This is a genomic window from Rhizobium freirei PRF 81 (assembly GCF_000359745.1).
GTDB classification, from domain to species: Bacteria; Pseudomonadota; Alphaproteobacteria; order Rhizobiales; family Rhizobiaceae; genus Rhizobium; species Rhizobium freirei.
On record NZ_AQHN01000081.1, the window covers coordinates 32,911 to 52,557 of the forward strand.

The 19,647-nt window shown below is 59.3% G+C and carries 22 protein-coding genes; 13 read left to right on the plus strand and 9 right to left on the minus strand.

Features of this window, described 5'->3' with window-relative positions; translation table 11 throughout:
* Positions 1 to 141 precede the first annotated feature (141 nt).
* The 4 genes from thrS to RHSP_RS22035 all read right to left on the minus strand — a co-directional run bounded on the left by thrS (position 142) and on the right by RHSP_RS22035 (position 3,694).
* Positions 142 to 2,130, minus strand: a complete 1,989-nt coding sequence (thrS, locus tag RHSP_RS22020) for a threonine--tRNA ligase (protein ID WP_004123271.1) — start codon at positions 2,128 to 2,130, stop codon at positions 142 to 144.
* Positions 2,131 to 2,257: 127 nt separating this feature from the next.
* Positions 2,258 to 2,788, minus strand: a complete 531-nt coding sequence (locus tag RHSP_RS22025) for a DUF1697 domain-containing protein (protein WP_004123273.1) — start codon at positions 2,786 to 2,788, stop codon at positions 2,258 to 2,260.
* A gap of 5 nt (positions 2,789 to 2,793) precedes the next feature.
* Complete coding sequence (gene yidD / locus RHSP_RS22030) at positions 2,794 to 3,216, minus strand: membrane protein insertion efficiency factor YidD (RefSeq protein WP_004123275.1); 423 nt, start codon at positions 3,214 to 3,216, stop codon at positions 2,794 to 2,796.
* Positions 3,217 to 3,229: 13 nt separating this feature from the next.
* Positions 3,230 to 3,694 carry an iron-sulfur cluster assembly scaffold protein gene (locus RHSP_RS22035; protein ID WP_086005373.1) on the minus strand — a complete coding sequence of 155 codons (465 nt, stop codon included), beginning with the start codon at positions 3,692 to 3,694 and terminating at the stop codon, positions 3,230 to 3,232.
* A gap of 289 nt (positions 3,695 to 3,983) precedes the next feature.
* Here RHSP_RS22035 and folE point away from each other — a divergent pair, with 289 nt between their 5' ends.
* The 3 genes from folE (at position 3,984) to RHSP_RS22050 (ending at position 6,138) form a co-directional block, all read left to right on the plus strand.
* Positions 3,984 to 4,595 (plus strand): GTP cyclohydrolase I FolE, encoded by a 612-nt coding sequence (folE, locus tag RHSP_RS22040; protein ID WP_004123280.1) that lies wholly within the window; start codon positions 3,984 to 3,986, stop codon positions 4,593 to 4,595.
* Positions 4,596 to 4,620: 25 nt separating this feature from the next.
* Positions 4,621 to 5,070: a phosphoribosyl-AMP cyclohydrolase gene (hisI, locus tag RHSP_RS22045; RefSeq protein WP_037153769.1), complete on the plus strand. Its 450-nt coding sequence runs from the start codon at positions 4,621 to 4,623 to the stop codon at positions 5,068 to 5,070.
* A 108-nt stretch (positions 5,071 to 5,178) separates the two neighbouring features.
* Positions 5,179 to 6,138 (plus strand): patatin-like phospholipase family protein, encoded by a 960-nt coding sequence (locus RHSP_RS22050; protein ID WP_037153772.1) that lies wholly within the window; start codon positions 5,179 to 5,181, stop codon positions 6,136 to 6,138.
* Positions 6,139 to 6,295: 157 nt separating this feature from the next.
* On the opposite strand, the gene RHSP_RS22055 is transcribed toward RHSP_RS22050, so the two are convergent.
* Positions 6,296 to 6,730: a CBS domain-containing protein gene (locus tag RHSP_RS22055; protein WP_004123286.1), complete on the minus strand. Its 435-nt coding sequence runs from the start codon at positions 6,728 to 6,730 to the stop codon at positions 6,296 to 6,298.
* Positions 6,731 to 6,897: 167 nt separating this feature from the next.
* Positions 6,898 to 7,665, minus strand: coding sequence for a rhomboid family intramembrane serine protease (locus tag RHSP_RS22060; protein ID WP_004123289.1), 768 nt, complete (start codon positions 7,663 to 7,665; stop codon positions 6,898 to 6,900).
* A gap of 315 nt (positions 7,666 to 7,980) precedes the next feature.
* Here RHSP_RS22060 and RHSP_RS22065 point away from each other — a divergent pair, with 315 nt between their 5' ends.
* The 7 genes from RHSP_RS22065 to RHSP_RS22095 all read left to right on the plus strand — a co-directional run bounded on the left by RHSP_RS22065 (position 7,981) and on the right by RHSP_RS22095 (position 14,537).
* Complete coding sequence (locus tag RHSP_RS22065; protein WP_081615345.1) at positions 7,981 to 8,655, plus strand: PAS domain-containing protein; 675 nt, start codon at positions 7,981 to 7,983, stop codon at positions 8,653 to 8,655.
* Between the two features lie 72 nt (positions 8,656 to 8,727).
* A complete protein-coding gene (locus RHSP_RS22070; protein WP_004123294.1) occupies positions 8,728 to 9,357 on the plus strand; it encodes a PilZ domain-containing protein in 630 nt (209 codons plus the stop codon).
* A 72-nt stretch (positions 9,358 to 9,429) separates the two neighbouring features.
* Complete coding sequence (gene pip / locus RHSP_RS22075; RefSeq protein WP_200863289.1) at positions 9,430 to 10,392, plus strand: prolyl aminopeptidase; 963 nt, start codon at positions 9,430 to 9,432, stop codon at positions 10,390 to 10,392.
* 393 nt (positions 10,393 to 10,785) lie between these two features.
* Positions 10,786 to 11,391 carry a transglutaminase-like cysteine peptidase gene (locus RHSP_RS22080; protein WP_004123299.1) on the plus strand — a complete coding sequence of 202 codons (606 nt, stop codon included), beginning with the start codon at positions 10,786 to 10,788 and terminating at the stop codon, positions 11,389 to 11,391.
* 340 nt (positions 11,392 to 11,731) lie between these two features.
* Positions 11,732 to 12,502, plus strand: coding sequence for a hypothetical protein (locus RHSP_RS22085; protein WP_004123301.1), 771 nt, complete (start codon positions 11,732 to 11,734; stop codon positions 12,500 to 12,502).
* A 119-nt stretch (positions 12,503 to 12,621) separates the two neighbouring features.
* Positions 12,622 to 14,130 carry a D-alanyl-D-alanine carboxypeptidase gene (locus RHSP_RS22090; RefSeq protein WP_004123307.1) on the plus strand — a complete coding sequence of 503 codons (1,509 nt, stop codon included), beginning with the start codon at positions 12,622 to 12,624 and terminating at the stop codon, positions 14,128 to 14,130.
* 131 nt (positions 14,131 to 14,261) lie between these two features.
* Positions 14,262 to 14,537: a hypothetical protein gene (locus tag RHSP_RS22095; RefSeq protein WP_004123310.1), complete on the plus strand. Its 276-nt coding sequence runs from the start codon at positions 14,262 to 14,264 to the stop codon at positions 14,535 to 14,537.
* A 61-nt stretch (positions 14,538 to 14,598) separates the two neighbouring features.
* On the opposite strand, the gene RHSP_RS22100 is transcribed toward RHSP_RS22095, so the two are convergent.
* Together RHSP_RS22100 and RHSP_RS22105 are read right to left on the minus strand one after the other, a co-directional pair.
* Positions 14,599 to 15,033, minus strand: coding sequence for a DUF1489 family protein (locus RHSP_RS22100; protein ID WP_004123313.1), 435 nt, complete (start codon positions 15,031 to 15,033; stop codon positions 14,599 to 14,601).
* 59 nt (positions 15,034 to 15,092) lie between these two features.
* Complete coding sequence (locus RHSP_RS22105) at positions 15,093 to 16,502, minus strand: L-serine ammonia-lyase (protein WP_004123316.1); 1,410 nt, start codon at positions 16,500 to 16,502, stop codon at positions 15,093 to 15,095.
* 200 nt (positions 16,503 to 16,702) lie between these two features.
* On the opposite strand from RHSP_RS22105, the gene RHSP_RS22110 reads away from it, so the two are divergent.
* The 3 genes from RHSP_RS22110 to RHSP_RS22120 all read left to right on the plus strand — a co-directional run bounded on the left by RHSP_RS22110 (position 16,703) and on the right by RHSP_RS22120 (position 18,933).
* A complete protein-coding gene (locus RHSP_RS22110; protein ID WP_004123318.1) occupies positions 16,703 to 17,395 on the plus strand; it encodes a DUF599 domain-containing protein in 693 nt (230 codons plus the stop codon).
* Between the two features lie 62 nt (positions 17,396 to 17,457).
* Entirely contained in the window at positions 17,458 to 18,447 is a 990-nt protein-coding gene (locus tag RHSP_RS22115; protein ID WP_004123326.1) for an acetyltransferase domain-containing protein, read from the plus strand.
* Between the two features lie 12 nt (positions 18,448 to 18,459).
* A complete protein-coding gene (locus RHSP_RS22120; RefSeq protein ID WP_004123329.1) occupies positions 18,460 to 18,933 on the plus strand; it encodes a methyltransferase family protein in 474 nt (157 codons plus the stop codon).
* Positions 18,934 to 18,954: 21 nt separating this feature from the next.
* On the opposite strand, the gene RHSP_RS22125 is transcribed toward RHSP_RS22120, so the two are convergent.
* Positions 18,955 to 19,344, minus strand: coding sequence for a MerR family transcriptional regulator (locus tag RHSP_RS22125; RefSeq protein ID WP_004123331.1), 390 nt, complete (start codon positions 19,342 to 19,344; stop codon positions 18,955 to 18,957).
* Between the last annotated feature and the right edge of the window lie 303 nt (positions 19,345 to 19,647).

A 19,647-nucleotide genomic window follows, 5' to 3' on the forward strand; every position in this document is an offset into this window, starting at 1 on the left:
GCGACGGGCTGCCCCGCTCCTATCGTTTCGCCGCGCCACATCTGACGGCCGCAGCAACGCTTTGATTTATCAAGTATATGAAAGTTCTATGTCAGTTCTCTGACGACACCCTGAAGGTGCCGTCAGAAATGATTTTCGCACTTAAGCGGCCTTGGAGCGCCGTGTTTCCCGCTTGCGCAGAATATCGGGCGCGGTCGCCTCGAGCGAAAGCGATGCGATCGCCTCGTCAAGCGACATCGAGGTCTGCGACTGGCTGCCGAGGCGGCGGATATTGACCGAACGCTCTTCTGCTTCCTTCTTGCCGCAAACGATGATCACCGGAACCTTCGTCACCGAATGCTCGCGGATCTTGTAGTTGATTTTCTCGTTGCGGAAGTCGGTCTCGACATCGAGGCCTGCATCGCGCAGCGCTTCGGCTACTTCTTCGCCATAAGCATCGGCTTCAGACGTAATTGTCGCGACGACCACCTGCAGCGGCGAGACCCAAAGCGGCATATGGCCGGCGAAATTCTCGATCAGAATGCCGAGGAAGCGTTCCATCGAGCCGCAGATGGCGCGGTGGATCATGACCGGTTGAGTCTTTTCCGAATGCTGGTCGATGTAGAACGCACCGAAGCGTTCCGGCAGGTTGAAGTCGACCTGCGTCGTGCCGCACTGCCATTCACGGCCGATGGCGTCCTTGAGCGTATATTCGAACTTCGGCCCGTAGAACGCGCCCTCGCCCGGCAGAATGCCGGTCTTGATGCGTCCTTCGGACTGCGCCTCGATGGTCTTCAGCACATCCATCATCACGCTTTCGGCGCGATCCCAGAGTTCGTCCGAGCCGACACGCTTGTCCGGGCGGGTCGAGAGCTTGACGACGATTTCCTTGAAGCCAAAGTCCTCATAGACCGACAGGATGAGATCGTTGATCTTCAGGCACTCGGCCGCCATCTGCTCGTCGGTGCAGAAGATATGAGCGTCGTCCTGCGTGAAGCCGCGCACGCGCATCAGGCCATGCAACGCGCCCGAGGGCTCGTAACGATGGACCGCACCGAATTCCGCAAGGCGGATCGGCAGTTCGCGGTAGGACTTCAAGCCATGCTTGAAGATCTGGATGTGGCCGGGGCAGTTCATCGGCTTCAGCGCGAAGACGCGATCGTCATCCGTATCGTCGCCGGCAACGGTGACCTTGAACATATTGTCGCGATACCAGCCCCAGTGACCCGAAGTCTCCCAAAGCGACTTGTCGAGCACCTGCGGCGCGTTGACTTCCTGATAATCGCCCTGCAACCGTCGGCGCATGTAGGACACCAGCGTCTGGAACATGCGCCAGCCCTTGCCGTGCCAGAAGACGACGCCGGGGCCTTCTTCCTGGAAATGGAACAGGTCCATTTCGCGGCCGAGACGGCGATGATCGCGCTTTTCGGCTTCGGCAAGAATGTGCAGATAGTTGTCCAGATCCGCCTGCTCGGCGAACGCCGTGCCGTAGATGCGGGTCAGCATCGGGTTGTTGCTGTCGCCACGCCAATAGGCGCCGGCAACCTTCATCAGCTTGAAGGCATTGCCAATCTGGCCCGTCGAGGCCATGTGCGGGCCACGGCAGAGGTCGAACCAATCGCCCTGGTAATAGATCTTCAGATCCTGGCCTTCCGAAATGGCATCGACCAGCTCGACCTTATAATTCTCGCCCTTGGCGGCAAAGACTTCCTTCGCCTTCTCGCGCGACCAGATTTCCTTGGTGAACGGCTTGTTGCGCTGAATGATCTCGCGCATCCGCTTCTCGATGACGGGAAGGTCATCGGGAGTGAAGGGCTCGTTCTTGGCGAAGTCGTAATAGAAGCCGTTTTCGATGACCGGGCCGATCGTCACCTGCGTTCCCGGCCAAAGTTCCTGTACGGCTTCGGCGAGAACATGGGCGGTGTCATGGCGGATCAGTTCCAGCGCGCGGTCGTCCGTGCGGGTGATGATCTCGATCTTGCCGTCAGCCACCGGATCGGAAAGATCACGCACGGTGCCGTCGATGGCAATGGCGACGGCCTTCTTGGCAAGCGACTTGGAAATGGATTCGGCGACATCGCGACCGGTCGTGCCGGCAGCGAAGCTGCGCACGGAACCATCGGGAAATGTCAGGGAAACAGATTGGGACATCGAAATTCTCCTTGTCCAGTCCCGCCAACGAATGCGGGTGGTTTCGTAAATACGGACCAAGTAATTGCTTACTTATGTCCGCGCGCCTGATAGCCGCATTTCGCTATTTAGTAAAGGAAAAGCGGCGCTAACGGCCGATCATGTCGGCCAAACCGCGCACGGTGTTCCAATTCCGCATCGTTCCGATGCCGAGCCGTTTTGTCGTCAGTGCGGGTAGCAGTTTCGTCTCGCTGGCCTTCAGGCCGAAATCAATCCAGAGGTCGCCGTCGACGACGGCCATGCGTTCGCTCTTCTGCCGATACTTCGCAAAAATGTCGAGAACTTCGGGTTCAAGCGGCTGGCGCATGACGCGAATGATGACTTCGCTGCCGATACCGTCGAGAAAGGGATTGCCGTCGGCGAGTCTCAGCCACGTCTCCGCATCGCGGGCGATGATATCGACATGCTTGCCGAAAGCTGTCGCAAACCCGGCTTCGAGCTGCCCCTCGATCGACGCGATCGGCTGAGCATCCGCTTCGAAAACCAGATTGCCGGTGGCAACGAGCGTCCGCACGTTTCGAAAGCCAAGCCCCTGTGCCATCGCCTTGAGATCGGCCATCACGACCCTGCGCCCGGCACTAAGCACGATGCTGTAAAGCAGCGCCACGTAGACGGCCATGCGGATCAGGCTGCCTTCTGTCCGAGGCGGAAATAGCGCCAGGGCGTCCACCAATGATAGCGTGGCTCCAGCTCGCCAGGCACCGGATCGAGCCCGCTCGTGCCGCCGGGTCCGCAGCGCGCGACGCGAAACAGCGTCATCCAGCCACCGGCCCAGAGCCCGTGGCGAGCGACAGCCTCATAGCCATATTCCGAACAGGTCGGGATATGGCGGCAGGAATTGCCGACGAAGCCGGAAAGCGTGAGTTGATACAGGCGAATGAGGCCCATGCCGAAAAGCCGGTCCGGTGTCTTGCGGAAGGCGCCGGAATAGTTGCGCGATTTCACCACCCTGTCTCCAGCCGGCGACGTGTCGCGCCGCGCTCGATTGGATGGGGCCGCACCGCCCTCGTCTTCATCGTCATCCTGCATGAGACAGAATTGGCACATGGTCAGCGCCCGCTCAGACGGTTTCGGCCGTTTTGGCATTTCCGCCTTGACGCGCCGCCTCGATCTGCCCGATCGCATCCACGACGGCATCGAAGGTCAGCATGGTCGAGGCGTGCCGCGCCTTGTAGTCCCGGACGGGCTTCAGATAACGCATATCCTCGAACCGGCCGTCCGGCCCCTCGCCGTCCGCCTTGAGCATGGCAAGCATATCTTCCCTGGCCTTGCGCACTTCTTCCGCCGAAGCGCCGACGACGTGGCGGGCCATGATCGACGATGAGGCCTGACCGAGCGCGCAGGCCTTGACGTCATGGGCAAAATCGGTCACGACATCGCCGTCCATTTTCAGCCAGATTTTTACGCGAGAACCGCACAGTCTGGAATGGGCCTGGGCACTGGCATCGGCGTCAGGAAGACTGCCGATGCGGCCGATATTGCCGGCAAACTCCAAAATTTTGCTGTTGTAGATGTCGTCCATCACAGATTTTGCTCCGATGCACCCGTCAGTGTTTCGTAACAAAAAACACAGCGTGTCCGTTTAGGACACTTTCACAGGGACAATGCCATACTATATGTATGTCGTTCGAAGACCATAGAAATGCAATGGTCTTCTGTAAGTTTGATGGGAAACCGTGCAGGACGGCAGGCTTGTCCGCCAGCCAGAACGCCCCGGAGCCCGCCAAAGGTACAAAATCTCCGCACCTCGGGGAATGCCAGTGGCGAGTCCGATAAGATGATATCCGCGTAGCGGGTCAGGAGATCCACAGGTAATGGACGCCATTGTAAAGAACTTTCCGCAAGTCGTTGATTCCGATCGTCCGTCGCAGAAAGAAGCCGAAGACGCCGTCCGCGTTCTGCTTCGCTGGGCTGGCGACGATCCGCAGCGCGAGGGGCTGCTTGATACGCCTGCGCGCGTCGCCAAGGCCTATCGCGAGCTTTTCGGCGGCTACGACCTGAACCCCGAGGATGTTCTTGGCCGCACCTTCGAAGAAGTGTCCGGCTATGACGACATCGTGCTTGTGCGCGACATTCCGTTTTTCTCTCATTGCGAGCACCACATGGTGCCGATCATCGGCAAGGCCCATGTCGGCTATCTGCCGAACGGCCGCGTACTCGGTCTCTCCAAGATCGCCCGCGTCGTCGATATCTTCGGCCGCCGCCTGCAGACGCAGGAAGCCATGACGGCGCAGATTGCCAACGCGATCGACGACACGCTGCGCCCGCGCGGCGTTGCCGTCATGATCGAGGCAGAGCATATGTGCATGGCCATGCGCGGCGTGCAGAAGCAGGGTTCCACGACGCTGACGATGACCTTCACGGGTGCCTTCAAGGCCGATGCCGCCGAACAGGCCCGTTTCATGTCTTTGGTCCGGGGTCGCTAACCGGGCTTCAACGAAAGAGCCTGAAATGAATCTGATTTTCAATGCGCCTTCAGAGGATAAATCCGAGCTTGAGGACGCCGGCGATTTCACGCCGCGCTTCGATGACCGCGGCCTGATCACCGCGATCGTGACCGATGCGCATGACGGCGAGCTCCTGATGGTCGCGCACATGAACGCGGAAGCGCTGGCTTTGACGATCAAGACCGGCACGGCTCACTATTTCAGCCGCTCTCGCGGAAAACTTTGGAAGAAGGGTGAAACCTCCGGAAACCTCCAAACGGTGAAGGAGATCCGTACCGATTGTGATCAGGATGCAATCTGGCTCAAAGTACAGGTCGCGGGACACGACGCAACGTGTCACACTGGGCGCCGTTCCTGCTTCTATCGCACTGTTCAGCTGGAAGATGGAAAGCCGGTGTTGAGCGTGGTCGACGAACACCTGCATTTTGACCCGGAAGAAGTCTACAAGCAGTAGACCTATCGGCGAAAACGCGCCAGCAAGCTTCAACCAGTATACGATTTGGAAACGAAAAAGGGACAGTATTTTAGCAAGAGGCACAGGGGGCCTCGGAGGAGGCTTTAAATGCTGAATTGGGGGTTGAATCGTCTTAACGGCGGCCAGAACTCGACCGGTTTGAGCACCTCGCAAGATACATCCACACCGCTTCTCGCTCCAGCTCCTCCCAAACGGGTCAAGATCGCGCTGGCGCTCGGCGGCGGCGCGGCGCGCGGATGGGCGCATATTGGCGTGTTGCGCGCCCTGGACGAGGCGGGCATAACCGTTGGCATGATCGCAGGCACGTCGATCGGTGCGCTGGTGGGCGGCTGCTATCTCGCCGGCAAACTCGACGAACTGGAGGCCTTCGCCCGTTCGCTGACCATGCGCCGTATCGCGAGCCTTCTTGATCTGACCATCGGCGGCAGCGGTCTGTTCGGCGGCATGCGGCTGACCAAGCGTATGCAGGAGCATCTTGAAGGCCTGTCGATCGAGGATCTGGAGCACCCGTTCGTCGCCGTTGCTTCTGAGCTGACCACCGGTCACGAAGTATGGATCGCCAATGGATCGCTGATCACGGCATTGCGCGCTTCCTACGCCCTGCCCGGCATTTTCGAGCCGGTGCGCTCCAACGGACGAACGCTGGTCGATGGCGCTCTGGTCAATCCCGTTCCGGTTTCCGTGTGCCGCACATATGAGCAGCCGCTGGTGGTTGCCGTAAACCTGCATTACGACCTCTACGGCAGGTCCGCCGTGATTAAACACAATGTCAGCCCTCCCAACGGCGATCATCAACGTCGCGACGATACGCCGGCCACGAAACTCGGCATGACCGGCGTGATGGTGCAGGCTTTCAACATCATACAGGATAGAATTGCGCGCGCGCGCCTTGCCGGCGATCCGCCCGACCTGGCGCTGAATCCACGCCTGAGCGATGTCGGTCTCTCGGAATTTCATCGTGCCGGCGAAGCGATAGAGCGCGGCTATGAGGAGGCTTCGGCGAGGTTGACCGAAATCCGCCGCATGCAGGAAGCCTATGCGCGGTAAGAGGTGTGCTTGAGGGCCGCAATCGAATTGAGCCCCTCTCCGCTCTGGACGTGAGAGGCTCTACAAGCCGGATGTTCCGTCCCTTGCTTTGAGTTCAGGCGTACGTCGTTGCAATCGACCCACCGGATCGATTGCTCGAACTCCGCCCGATCGTCCGTCAGCCGGCAATATAGGCCTTGATCTGCTCGGTCTCGAGTTCGATCTCGCGGATGCGCCATTTGACGACGTCGCCGATCGAGATGATGCCGGTAAGCTTGCCCTTTTCTTCGACGGGAACGTGGCGGAAGCGACCCGACGTCATCAGCCCCATCAGCTCGTCTGTCGTGGTGTCTTCCTTGCAGCGCTGAACTTTCGCGGTCATGAGCGACGCGATCGGTTTATCGAGGGATTCCGAGCCATGCTTGGCAACGGCATTGACGATATCCCGCTCGGTGAAGATGCCGGAAATCTTGCCGTTCATGCCGACGACGACAATCGCGCCGATGCGTTTCTGATTGAGTATCTTGGCGGCCTCGGCAACCGTCGTATTCCCTCCGGCGGTAACGACGTCGCGGCCTTTGGCATCAAGTATGGCCTTCACGGAAACTGACATTCGATCCTCCCATCTCGAAAGCATGTGAACACTTGAAGCATCCGATATGTTCCGAAATTACCCCCGGAGCTCAAACCGGCGCTTTGCCCGTCGGTCGAGTCGATCTCCTCTGTTCCGCGACCGACGGATAGCAATCGTGCGCTTGTGTCAGCGAGAAAGCAACAGCTTCATTCGTCCAATGGAGCAGCTTCTTGCTCTTCCATGCGCGGCTGCCGATCAAACAGCGCAAAGAGCAGAAAACCGAAGAGAAAGCCGCCAATATGGGCATCCCAGGCGACGGGCTGCGAGCTGTCGCCGGCAAGTGTGATGCCGAAGGCGACGAGCGCATTACCCGCAATCCACATGACGATATAGACAACGACCGTGCGGCTGCGCAGCGCGCCGAGAATGCCAAGGCGCGGATTGAGATGCGCCTCCCGCATGGAAATCCGGCGTCCGTCGGCGACGGGAAAGGCGAAGCGGCAGGCGGCACCCATCAGCGCCGACACGACCCCGGACGCGCCGATCAACAAAGTTTGATCGCCCCAGAAGAGGGCCGCGTGCATGAAAGCTGAAGCGGCGGAAGAGAGAATCCAGAATATCACATAGCGTACGGCCCCGATGCGTCGGGCCACCGGCGCCGCAAACACCATCAGCCAAAGGCTGTTGAAGACGATATGCTCGACGCCGCCATGCAGCAGCGAATAGGTGACAGGCGTCCAGAGCCATTCGAGGCCCTGCTGCGCCAGCGGAAATGCGTAGCGGGCAGGCATGAAGCTGAAGGTGAAGTAGATCCAGTTCAGCCTATCGTCCGACCATGACGGCACGTTCATAAGCGCGAAGACGGCAACCAGCACCGCGAGGCTGGCGAGAATGATCGGCGGCAGATTGAAGGCCGGAACGCGCTGCGGCCGCGGATCTTTCGGCTCTTGGCGCGGCGGCTGTTCATCGTCCATGTGTTGCTCTGCTTTTCTTTAGATGTGCTCGACACATAGCGCAGCGAAACTCAAAAAAAAAGCCGCCCGGATGACGGGCGGCGTATCGGGCGCTTCTCTTCGGGATTGGCCTGATGAGCCGGTCCCGCGCCCTCTAAGTTCGTGCTGAAGGTCACTTGGTGAAGTGATGAGTAATTTCTTTCATTTGCCGCCACCAAAGGCAATCGAAACCATCTATTAACCCTAATGCCCCGGTTCTGGCATGAAACTGGCAGGGCTTAATGTGAGGGCAAAGAACGCCCTCGGAATTGAACTGTATTGGGACACCGACGTACCATGTGCCAGAAAACCAGCGCTGAAATATTTACTTACTGGGAGCGGATCCGAGGCAATGCAGACGCGCCCCTGCGCAGTTTGATACAACCGTCGGCCGTCAGTCATATTCTCCCGGAGCTGTTCATTTTGGAAAATACGGCCGACAACAATCCGCGCTTCCGCCTGGCCGGCACGACGATCTGCAATCTCATGGGCCGCGAGATCCGCGGCGAAGACTTTGCTGTCCTCTGGGCCGGCAGCCAGCGGGAGGACCCGGTACACATCGCTGCCGGCGTAATGAGGCATGTCGTTCCCGCCGTAATCAGGGCGACCGGTTATTGCATCAGCGGCCGCAGCGTGGCTTTCGAAATGATGCTGATGCCTTTGCGCAGCTCCAGCGATATCTGCGACAGATTGCTGGGCTGCCTGACACCTGCAGCTCCGGCGCCCTGGCTCGGCAACGAATGCCTGGAGTTTCTTGCGCTCGACCGCAGCCGTCTGCTTTACGACCGCCCTGTCCGCGTCCCCGAACCATCGCCTCAACTGGATATGACCGATCTTCTGGCGCCTCGGGAAAACACCCGCTTGGGTGAATGGATGCGCAGAAAGTTAAATCTTGCAATACTCGGTCAAGATGCCGGCGAGAGTGAACCGCCGCGGGACAAAATCGGCTTGCGCCCCCAGGTTACACCTTGAGGAAAGACAACAATACCTTAAGAAGTTTCGGCTAGTTATTGCAGCGGACGCAATCGGTAAAGAAGCTCTTCCATGCATTCATCCCAGCCGGCCCAAGCGATGCGGTCAAATCAATTCGCAGGCAATGCCCCTCGCGGCGATCAAAGGACCTTTCAGCGGGTCCCGATCAATATGCAGGGTCGTCTCATGCTGGCAAATTATGAAGAGTTCGAGTGCCTGGTAACGGAAATGTCGCCCGGCGACATGTATGTCATCTGCGCGGGACGTCCGCGCGCCGACGAGCGTGTCATCGCCTATATCGACCATCTCGGCCGCGTCGAAGGTCACGTCGTCGCCGTTGACGGGCGCGGCTTCAGCATGTCGATCAACGCGACCGAACGGAAGCGCGAAAAGCTTGCGGCACAGCTCACCTGGCTTGCCAACAAGCATGAGCTCGGCCTGCCGGAAGATCGCCGCCACGATCGCCTGACGCCGCGCAACACCCGCAGCGACCTCACCCTTGACGACGGCACGGTATATAGCTGCCGCATCATGGACCTTTCGCTTTCCGGAGCTGCCGTCGACGTCGAAGTGCGGCCCGCCCTCGGCACTCCGGTCCGCCTCGGCAATATGCGCGGCCGCGTCGTGCGCCACTTCATGGAAGGCGTGGCGATCGAGTTCCTTTCGCTGCAGTCGCGCGAGACCTTGCGCGAATTTCTCTGATCCGTCATCCGCCTGTCACGCAACGTCGGGAAATAGCGACGCTTGTTCCTGTCTGCGATGCGTGGCCGCGAGATGCTTTATCCCGACATAACTCCTTTCGACGAGGGCTTGCTGGATGTCGGTGACGGCCAGCGGATATTCTGGATGCAGTCCGGCAATCCCGCAGGCATGCCCGTCCTCGTCCTGCATGGCGGGCCCGGCTCGGGGAGTTCAGCCGGAACGCGACGCTATTTCGATCCGCAGCATTACAGGATCATCCAGTTCGATCAGCGCGGTTGCGGTAATAGTCTCCCGCATGCGTCCGAGCCTGGAATTGATCTGTCTGACAATACGACATGGCACTCGGTTGCCGATATCGAGCAGCTGAGGCTTTTGCTCGGCATCGACCGCTGGATCGTATTCGGCAATTCCTGGGGCTGCACGCTTGCCCTCGTCTATGCCGAGACCCATCCGGATCGCGTTTTATCCCTGCTCCTCGTCGGCATCACGATGACAAGGCAGTCGGAGATCGACTGGCTCTATCGCGGTCTTGGCAGTTTCTTTCCCGAGCAATGGACGCGATTCCGAGCATCAGCTGCGGCAGAGGATCGTGGCGGCGATCTGGTAGGCGCCTATTATCGTCTCCTGAGCAATCCGGAACCGGCAATCCATGTCAAGGCGGCAAGGGACTGGCACGAATGGGAAGCCGCCTCGATCCTGGTCGACCCCCGCGCTACCCTGTCGGCACGCTGGTCCGATCCGCGCTATCTGACGGCACGGGCCCGCATCATAACGCATTATTTTCATCATCTGGCCTGGCTGGAGGAAAACCAGATCCTGCGTGGTCTCCACCGGCTCTCCGGCATCCCCTGCACACTGATCCAGGGACGCCTCGATCTCGAGGCCCCCATCGTCACCGCATGGGAATTTTCACAGGCATGGCCAGATGCAAATTTGATCGTCATTCCCAACGCGGCCCATTCGCCCGCTCTATCGGAAATGGCCGCTTCCATCGTCGGCGCGGCAGACGCATTGCGCACGCTCGGCCCACAATAAAAATCAAAAAATATTTTTCGGCCGTTTTTCCCGAAATGGCACAGGACAGGGTGAATTTGCCGATTTCGCCGGCTCCGCCATGCGCCAGCGCAGATTGCCTCTTTCAGTATGGGATGATTCTTGGCCGCAAGAGCTGCTTCGTTGTTAAGAATCCGATTGGCGAGAAGCCATTTAGAGCAGTACATCTCTCCGTTTTTCCGTCCGGGAACACATACCGAAAACATTCAAATTTTAATCGAATTTGCCGAAAAATTGAGTCAAGTTTTCTGCGTGTTTTATGAAAGTTTGATCCAGATTTGATTCAACTAAGCCATTAATTTGACTGTGCAATTTTGCGCCAGATAAAAGCATGCGTGTCATTCTGATCCCAACAAAATAAGCAGGGACAGGGACATGAACTTTCAATTCGTACTTCGCGGTTGCGCCGCGCTGGCACTCTTCACTCTCGGCTTCTTCGGCCCCGCTCAGGCCGCACCCGCCAATATGACGATCACCGGCGACGCCGCTCCTCCGATCGGTCACTACGAGTTCTGCAAGGAGAATCCGCGCGAGTGCGCCTTTGCCGGTGGCGATGCCGGTCCGATCATCCTTACTCAGGATAGCTGGAAGACGATCCTGAAGATCAACTACACGGTCAACACCACGATCAAGCCGATGACCGACATGGAGCTCTACGGCGTCGAAGAAAAGTGGGCGATTCCGACCACTGCCGGCGACTGCGAGGACTTCGCGCTGCTCAAGCGCAAGGAATTGATCGACGCGGGCTTCTCCCCCTCCGACCTGCTCATGACCGTCGTCCTGCAGCCGAACGGTGACGGCCACGCTGTTCTGACGGTTCGCACCGACCGTGGCGATTTCGTCCTCGACAACATGCGCGACAAGGTGAAGCTCTGGTCCGAGACCGAATATACCTTCCTCAAGCGTCAGTCCGTCGAGCACCCGGCCCGCTGGGTCAAGATACAGGATGGCCGCGCCGTCGCAGTCGGTAGCTTGAAGTAAACACGCAATACAGGATCGTCGGCGGCCTAGCGCCGGCGATCAAGATCAGAGGCCCGGTCTTGTCCCCTGATTTCTGTCCAGGCCGGTGCCTCTGAGCCGTTCCCACTGTCCCGGGAACGGCTCTTTTCGTTATTGCTGGATCTCTTCCTGGGCGAGCGCGAAGAAGTTCCGCAAGCGAGGCGACAATAGAACGTCGACCGATATATTTTTAAAGCTTCATTAACCATGAAGGCGCCAATCATTTTCCCGACAAGACTCATCGAAAGTCTGACGCTTCTGCGGATCCGCCATCGCTGGAATCGGCGAGAACTCCAGGGCGGAAGGAAATGAAGGCAAGGGCATGGTTTCTCCTCCGTCATCCGCCTCAATGATCGACGAACGGCCACTGATATCGAGCGGCCTCGTCTATCGGCTCACATCAGGCATCGCCGTTCTGGCCGCCCTCACCGTCGCCATCTCTCTCGGCGGCCATTGGCTCGGCGAGCGGATCTCCCTGGGCGGCCACACAACGGATACCAAGCCTGTTTCCGTGACGATCGGCGAAGATATGGTGCGCCTTGCAGCAAATACCATCCGCTTTCCGAGCGAGCGCGTGGATGGCGTGGCCGAGCGTGTCGATCTCTATCTCACATGGCCGCAGATGCAGGGATTCAGCGAGCCGGAGCGCCTGCGCTTCGACGATGTCTCGCAGTCATCTTCGCTGATTTTCCTGCAGCTCAGCCAGAGCACGATGTCGCGCGACATGTCGGGCAGGCTGGAGCCGATCTATTCCCATATTATGGATGGCGCCCCCTATGCGGCCCCCTATGGTCTGACGGCACATCGCCTGCGCACCGATGCCGGTTACAACAACGAGATCCTTCTGACCGCGCCGCGCTCGGGTGAACCGGACTACGTCGTGCGCTGTATCATGCCCGCTTCGCCGGCCGCAGCAACGAGCGGCGACTGTCAGAGAGATGTCAAGCTCGGCAAGGATTTGAGCGTCCTCTACCGCTTTTCCAGCAATCAGCTTGGGGACTGGCGAACCATGGATGCCGCCGTCCGGAACTTTGTCGGCGCGCACCTGGTGAATGTCTCAGCTGCTTCGACACCGGCAGCTGGAGCTCACTAAAATGACACGGAAACCTGAAACCAACCGTTCATCATAAACCGATTGGTAACGCTAAGCCTTTAGTCTCAAGCGCAACGGGCGTTCGTGGAAGGCGGCGAACCGGATCATCGAGAATGTAAATGCAAGCAGAGAGTGATTTAGTGTCCAGATCAACCCTTCCCGTATCGTCGTCTCAATCCGGTAAGATTCTGGCGAAAATGTTTCTCGGTTTCTCGGTCGCGACGGCTTCGATCACGGTGGTTGCCGTGGATGCTTCCGCCGCCGGTCCGAAATATGCCGGCATCGTCATCGATGCCAATACGGGCAACGTTCTCTACAGCGAAAACGCCGACACGCTTCACTATCCCGCTTCGCTGACCAAGATGATGACGGTCTACCTGACCTTCGAGGCGCTTGAGGCCGGACGCATCACTCTCGATACCCCCGTCGTCTTCTCCAGGAATGCCGCCATGCAGGCACCGACGAAGCTCGGCATCGGCACCGGCCGCTCCGTCACGGTTCGCGAGGCGATCCTCGGTATCGTCACCAAGTCGGCCAATGACGCCGCCATGGCGCTGGGCGAGATGCTCGGCGGCTCCGAGGAAGGCTTTGCGCGCATGATGAACGACAAGGCGCGCGCGCTCGGCATGACGCGTACGACCTATCGCAACCCGAACGGTCTGCCGAATACGGCACAGATGACGACGGCGCGCGATCAGGCGCGCCTCGGCGTTGCCCTTCGCGAGCATTTCCCGCAATATTACGGCTTCTTTTCCGAGACGAGCTATCGGCTCGGCAACAGGGTCATCTTCGGGCACAACCGTCTCATAGGGGCGGTGCGCGGCGTGGACGGCATCAAGACAGGCTATACACGCGCTGCGGGATACAATCTCGCAACATCGGTGAAGGTCGATGGCCGTTCTATCGTTGGCGTCGTTCTCGGAGGCGCTTCGACCCCTGCCCGCGACAATCAGATGCGCAAGCTGATCGCGGCCTATCTACCGCAGGCGTCGACACGCCATATTGCTTCGAATGTCATCGCCCACGCGCCCGCCGCGACGCCCGATGTTCAAGCCGCCAGCGCCCGCTTTGCCGATGTCAGCCACGGAAAGATCAAGAACGATGAGACGGCGGAAGCGGCCGAGGTCCGGCAGCCGTCCAGCGCCGCGGCTTTTGCAGCCATAGCGCCGAAATCCGTCAACCCTTTGCTTGCCGTCAAGCCTACTCAGCAAAGCCCTGCCTCTGAAGAGGCTGCTGCGGCCGATCCCTCCGATGACCGTGATGAGGACGAGATCGATACCGTCACCACGGCTTCGACCTCCAAGGCCGATACCAACATCGTCAAGCTGCAGCGGGCCGAGAAGGCTGATAAGACGGAGAAGGTCGCAAAGGCAGGCAAGGCCGAACGTGATCCTAGCGGTTGGGTCGTTCAGATCGGCGTCTCCTCCAGCAAGGATGGCGCTACCGATCTCCTCGACGCCGCCAGAAGCAAGGGCGGCAAGGCATTGCGCTCGGCCAAGTCTTATACCGTCGCCTTCGACGGTGGCTATCGCGCCCGTTTCGGCGGTTTCGAAGATCAAGGCGAAGCACTGAATGCCTGCAAGGCTCTCAAGCGTGCCGGCGTAAAATGCTGGGCGAGCATGGAATAGAACGGCGGCTCAATGTGTTTCGTGTCGCCTAGTTTGAAAATCGGTTGGGCTTCCCTTGCTGATGCCTGACCCTCCGGCTCCGGATGTCTGTCGGACCGGCCCTGAGTTTGTAACGTGTACGGGGATTTGAAATGGCAATGAACGAGAACTTTCCCGGATTCTCGCTCGATGGCGGGGGCAAGATGAAACAGAAGAGCTTTGCTCTTCATCCGCTACATGAGGCAGCGATGCGGCTCGCGGAGCTGGGTCTCAGCCGTTCGCGCTCGCGCAGCAAGACGAAAGACCTGATCGGCGTTCTGCTTTGCCACGGCGCACGCGCCTGGCGCTACTCGCAGCCGGACGCCCATATCCACCTGCATATCACAGCCCCGAGCGGCCGGGCGCCGGTCATGATGCGGTTGCGCTAGAATAATGAAATGGAGCGGTTCGGAGATTCCGTGAAAATCTGAACCGCTCTGAAAGGCTGCCTTACAACAGTCCGAGTTCGGAAAGTTCCCGCCGTAGATCGGCGGGTAATTCGGCGGCATCGCCGAGACTATCGAGATCGCGCGGCACATCATCCTGCGGCAGGTAGCGCCAGCCTTGAAACGGCCGCCGAGGCTGCCCTGTCGTTTCGACGACGCTCGGGTCGAGAATAAGCCGGCAACGCTGAATGCCTTCCGCATCGGTGAAGGTCTCGATACCAAGCAGCTTCTGCCTTGCCTGCACCTGCCCCTTGATCACCCAGTAAAGCGAGCCGCCATCCAGCAGCTCCTCGATCCGTTTCGGCACCATCCGCGTCGTATGGGTCGTATGCGGCTCCAGCCCAGCCGCGATCGCATTCATCGCTCGCTCGGAAACCCACTCGCGCAGATCATCGAGCGAATCCGCGCCGACGCATAATTTGATGAGATGTAAAGCCATGGGTTTCGTTGAAGTCCTTTTGACCGAGGACGTCAAGCTCTTAGATCAGGCGTCCACACTCAGCACTCCACGACATTCACGGCAAGGCCGCCCGTCGACGTTTCCTTGTATTTCTCGCTCATGTCGTGGCCGGTCTGACGCATGGTTTCGATGCAGGCGTCGAGCGGCACGAAATGCTGACCGTCTCCCTTGATGGCAAGCGAAGCGGCGGTCACCGCCTTGACGGCGCCAAGTGCGTTTCGCTCGATGCAAGGCACCTGAACGAGGCCGGCGATCGGGTCGCAGGTCATGCCGAGATGATGTTCCAGCGCGATTTCAGCGGCATTCTCGATCTGCTCCGGCGTGGCACCCATGACGGCGGCGAGCCCCGCGGCCGCCATCGCGGCTGCCGAACCCACCTCGCCCTGACAGCCGACTTCGGCGCCGGAAATCGACGCATTGTGCTTGATGATGCCGCCGACTGCGGCGGCGGTCAGCAGGTAGTTGTGAATGCCTTCCCGATCCCAATCCTCGTGGAAGTGCTGGTAGTAACGGATCGTCGCCGGAATGACGCCGGCCGCGCCATTGGTCGGTGCGGTCACCACGCGGCCGCCCGCGGCATTCTCTTCATTGACGGCCATCGCATAGACGCTGAGCCAGTCATTAGCGAGCAGCGGATTGATACGGTTGCTGCGCCATTCCTCCTGCAGCTTGTCGTGAATGGCGCGGGCTCGCCGGCGCACCTTCAGCCCGCCGGGCATGATGCCGTCGACCTTGAGGCCGCGATCGATACAGCTGCTCATGGCAGCCCATATGCGGTCGAGGCCGGCATCCAGCTCTTCGGCGCTCATCCGCGTCTCTTCATTGGCACGCTTCATCTGCGCGATCGTGAGACCGGAGCGCTCGGACATTTCGAGCATCTGCTTGGCGCTGGCAAAGGGGAACGGAACACGTTCGCCTGCCGCGGCCGGCTTCTTCTTGTCGGCCCGCATCTGCTCCAGCTCGGTATCGGTCACGACGAAACCGCCGCCGACCGAATAATAGATGCGCTTCACCAGCAGGCGCTCATCCTTGTCGAAGGCGGAGAAGCTCATGCCATTGGCATGGCCCGGCAGAGGAACCTTCTTGTCGAAGATGAGATCGGCCTTGGGCTGGAACCGGTAGCCCGGATGGCCGGGGGGCGTGATGCGGCCGCTGCGCTCGACCTCGTCGATGATAGCATCCATCCGGTCTGGATCGACCGTATCTGGCCGCTCGCCCATCAGGCCTAGAATGACGGCCCTGCCCGTGCCGTGGCCGATGCCGGTATGGGCGAGAGAGCCGTGCAGGCTGACCTTGATCGAGTCGACATGCACGTTTGAGGACGGACGCGGCCACTCGTTCGATAGCACCAGCTCCAGGAAGCGATTCGCGGCGGACATTGGCCCCATGGTGTGCGAGCTGGACGGTCCCACACCGATCTTGAAAACATCGAAAACTGAAAGAAACATGGACCTTTATTGCCTCCTCGGCAAATCGACTGTGGGCAAGGCTACGCTATCGAGACGAGCTTGCACGGCGATCGACCGACATCGGATTTCATGGCAGCGACATTATATCTAGGCATTCGGCGACGCAAACAGAAGGGCATTGCGCCAGGCCGGCGCTGCGCTACAGTCCACATCGGAATGTTCCTGGGGAATCTGCCTTTATGACGACTGCCGACTACGTCGCCCTCGCCCTGTTCATCTTTCTCTGGGTTGCGCTGAACTGGATCACCACCAGCGCCCGCTTCTTCAATCGCACCAGCCTGACGCTGGCGATGAATGAGCGCCGGCGCGAATGGATCTATAATTCATTGCGCCGCGATCTGAAGATGATCGATACGCAGATCCTTTCCGGCCTGCAGAACGGCACGGGCTTCTTCGCCTCCACTTCGATCTTCGCCATCGGCAGCTGCTTTGCGCTGCTCGGCGCCACCGACAAAGTCAACGCGTTTTTCTCCGACCTGCCGTTCATCCTCAATGGCGGCCGCGCCGCTTTCGAGATCAAGGTGGCGGGGCTGGCTTGCCTGTTCGGCTATGCCTTCTTCAAATTCGGCTGGGCCTACCGCCTGTTCAACTATTGCACCATTCTTTTCGGCTCGCTGCCGATGCTCGAAGATGCCATCCGCGATCCCGTGCGCGCCGAACGCGCCGCCGAGCGGGTTATCCGTATGAACATTATCGCCGCCCGGAATTTCAACGCCGGCCTCCGCGCCATCTTCCTGTCCATCGGCTACCTCGGCTGGTTCCTCAGCCCCTATGTCTTCATAGGCACGACGATGTTCATCATCATCGTGCTGATCCGCCGACAGTTTTTTTCCGATGCCCGTCTGGCCATTATGGATAGCGATATGCCATGACAGGCCCGCGTCGCTCGAACAGAGCGCGCATGTTTTGAGTCCATGCCTGGAAGGACCCCTTAATGGTCGCTATCGCCGAGAGCGCCGATGCACCGCAAAAGACGCCCCGCATCGGCCTTCTGGATACGGCGCGCGGTGCCGCGCTTCTGGCGATGGCAAGCTATCATTGCACCTGGGATTTCGAGTTTTTCGGTTACCTCGATGCAGGTACTGCGGAAACGGGCTGGCTGAAAGCCTATGCCCGTCTCATCGCCAGCACTTTCCTGTTTCTGGCCGGCTTCAGCCTCGTCCTCGCCAATACGCCGGAGATTCGCTGGCGCTCCTACGGCCGCCGTCTCGCAATGATCGTCGTCGCTGCAATAGCGATTTCCGTCGTGACGAAATTGTTTATCGGCCCTGGATGGATCTATTTCGGAATCCTTCACGCGATCGCGGCCTCCAGCATCATAGGCCTGCTTTTCCTGCGGCTGCCGGCTTTCGCCACATTGCTCGTCGCCGCATTGCTGGCCGCAGGCATTGTCGTCGACAACGTTATCGCACCCTTCTCCCTGCATTCTTCTGCCTTCGATACGCCGTGGCTTTGGTGGATCGGCCTGTCGCAGACGCCGCAGCAATCGAACGACTACGTGCCGCTCTTTCCCTGGCTGACGCCCTTTCTGTTCGGCCTCGGTGCGGCGCAGCTGGCAATCTCTTTCGGCTGGCTCGCGCGGCTGGCGAAATTCGGTCCGGGCCGCAATCTGATCGCCCGCGCCGGCCGCCACAGCCTCGCCTTCTACCTGGTTCATCAGCCGGTGCTCTTCGGTCTCGTCTATCTTCTGTCGGTGGTCGCCCCCGCGCCACAGCAGGATCCGTCGGTCGGCTACATCAGGCAATGCGTGGCGTCCTGCACGCGCTCTGGCAGCGAAGCCATGTGCCGCAGTTTCTGCCAGTGCACGCTCGACAAGTTGCAGGCACAAAATCTCTTCAAGGCCCTGGAATCTGGAGCAATCAAAGCAGATAGCGATGAACGCGTGAGCCGAATCGCGATACAGTGCACGGATGAAGCGCAATGACAGGGTTATTCTATGAATGCCTATCGTTCGAAGTCGCTGAGTTTTCCGTGGCCGCCGCTGCTCTATAGCATCGCCGTCATTATCGCGCTCTGTCTGCAGCGATATTATCCATTGCCGCTGCCGTTCCTCTGGTCGATCGTCGCATGGGCCGCCGGGGCCGCTCTCACCGCCTTTGCGGTGACGCTGAACGTCTGGGCCGTCAAGACATTGCTAGAGAGCCGAACGACGGTGCTGACGCAGCGCTGCTCCGCCTATCTGGTGACGACGGGCCCGTTTCGTTTCACCCGCAATCCGACCTATCTCGGCTATACGCTGCTGACGGCCGGGCTCGGCCTGCTGATCGGCAATCTCTGGTTCGTGGCGATCGCAGCCTTGGCAGCCGCGCTGACCACGTTGCTCGTCATCCGCTGCGAGGAGATGCATCTCCTCTCCCGCTTCGGCTGTGAATTCGAATTCTACTGCAAGCACACGCGCCGCTGGGTTTGATAGTTGGAAGCCTGATAGCGATCAGGTCCCGACCCCGATATCGGCGAGGCGTCCGAGGCAGGCTTCCTCGACATTGTCGAGTTCGCTCAACGTGTCGTCGATATCCTTGCGCTTCTGGCGCAGCTCGTCGCGCTTTTCGTCGACACGCTTCATCAGCAGCTTCAGCTGGCCGATTTCGCCCGGAGGCTCCTTGTAGACCTGGATGATCTCGCGAATCTCGGCGATGGTGAAGCCGATGCGGCGGCCGCGGAGAATTTCTGAAATGAGGCGCCGGTCGGCCGGCCGGAACAGACGCGTACGCCCTCTGCGCTCGGGGTGAATGAGGCCTTCGTCCTCATAGAACCTCAAAGTCCGGGTCGAAACGCCGAATTCCCGCGTGAGCTCCGTTATGCTATAGTATCCGTCTACCAAGAATCCGCCCCTATCTAATGGACTCCATAATATTGACTTTTACGTAATAGTCAATTTCTGCAGGGCTCGGGACTGTTTCTGCGCTCGCGATGCGCAGATCAACGCGTCACGAATCCCGAAACGCGATATGATCCTTTTCTATCCGTGACGGCATGTAGAGTGACCGAGGAAAAGAACGCGGATCAGCGACAGGTCAACGCGGATACCACTCTCTTCGAGAGCAATAAAAATAATTATTAACAAATAGATAGGTAAAGTTCCTCATAGGCCCTATCTTTTCAACGTGGCGACGGTATCGCAACC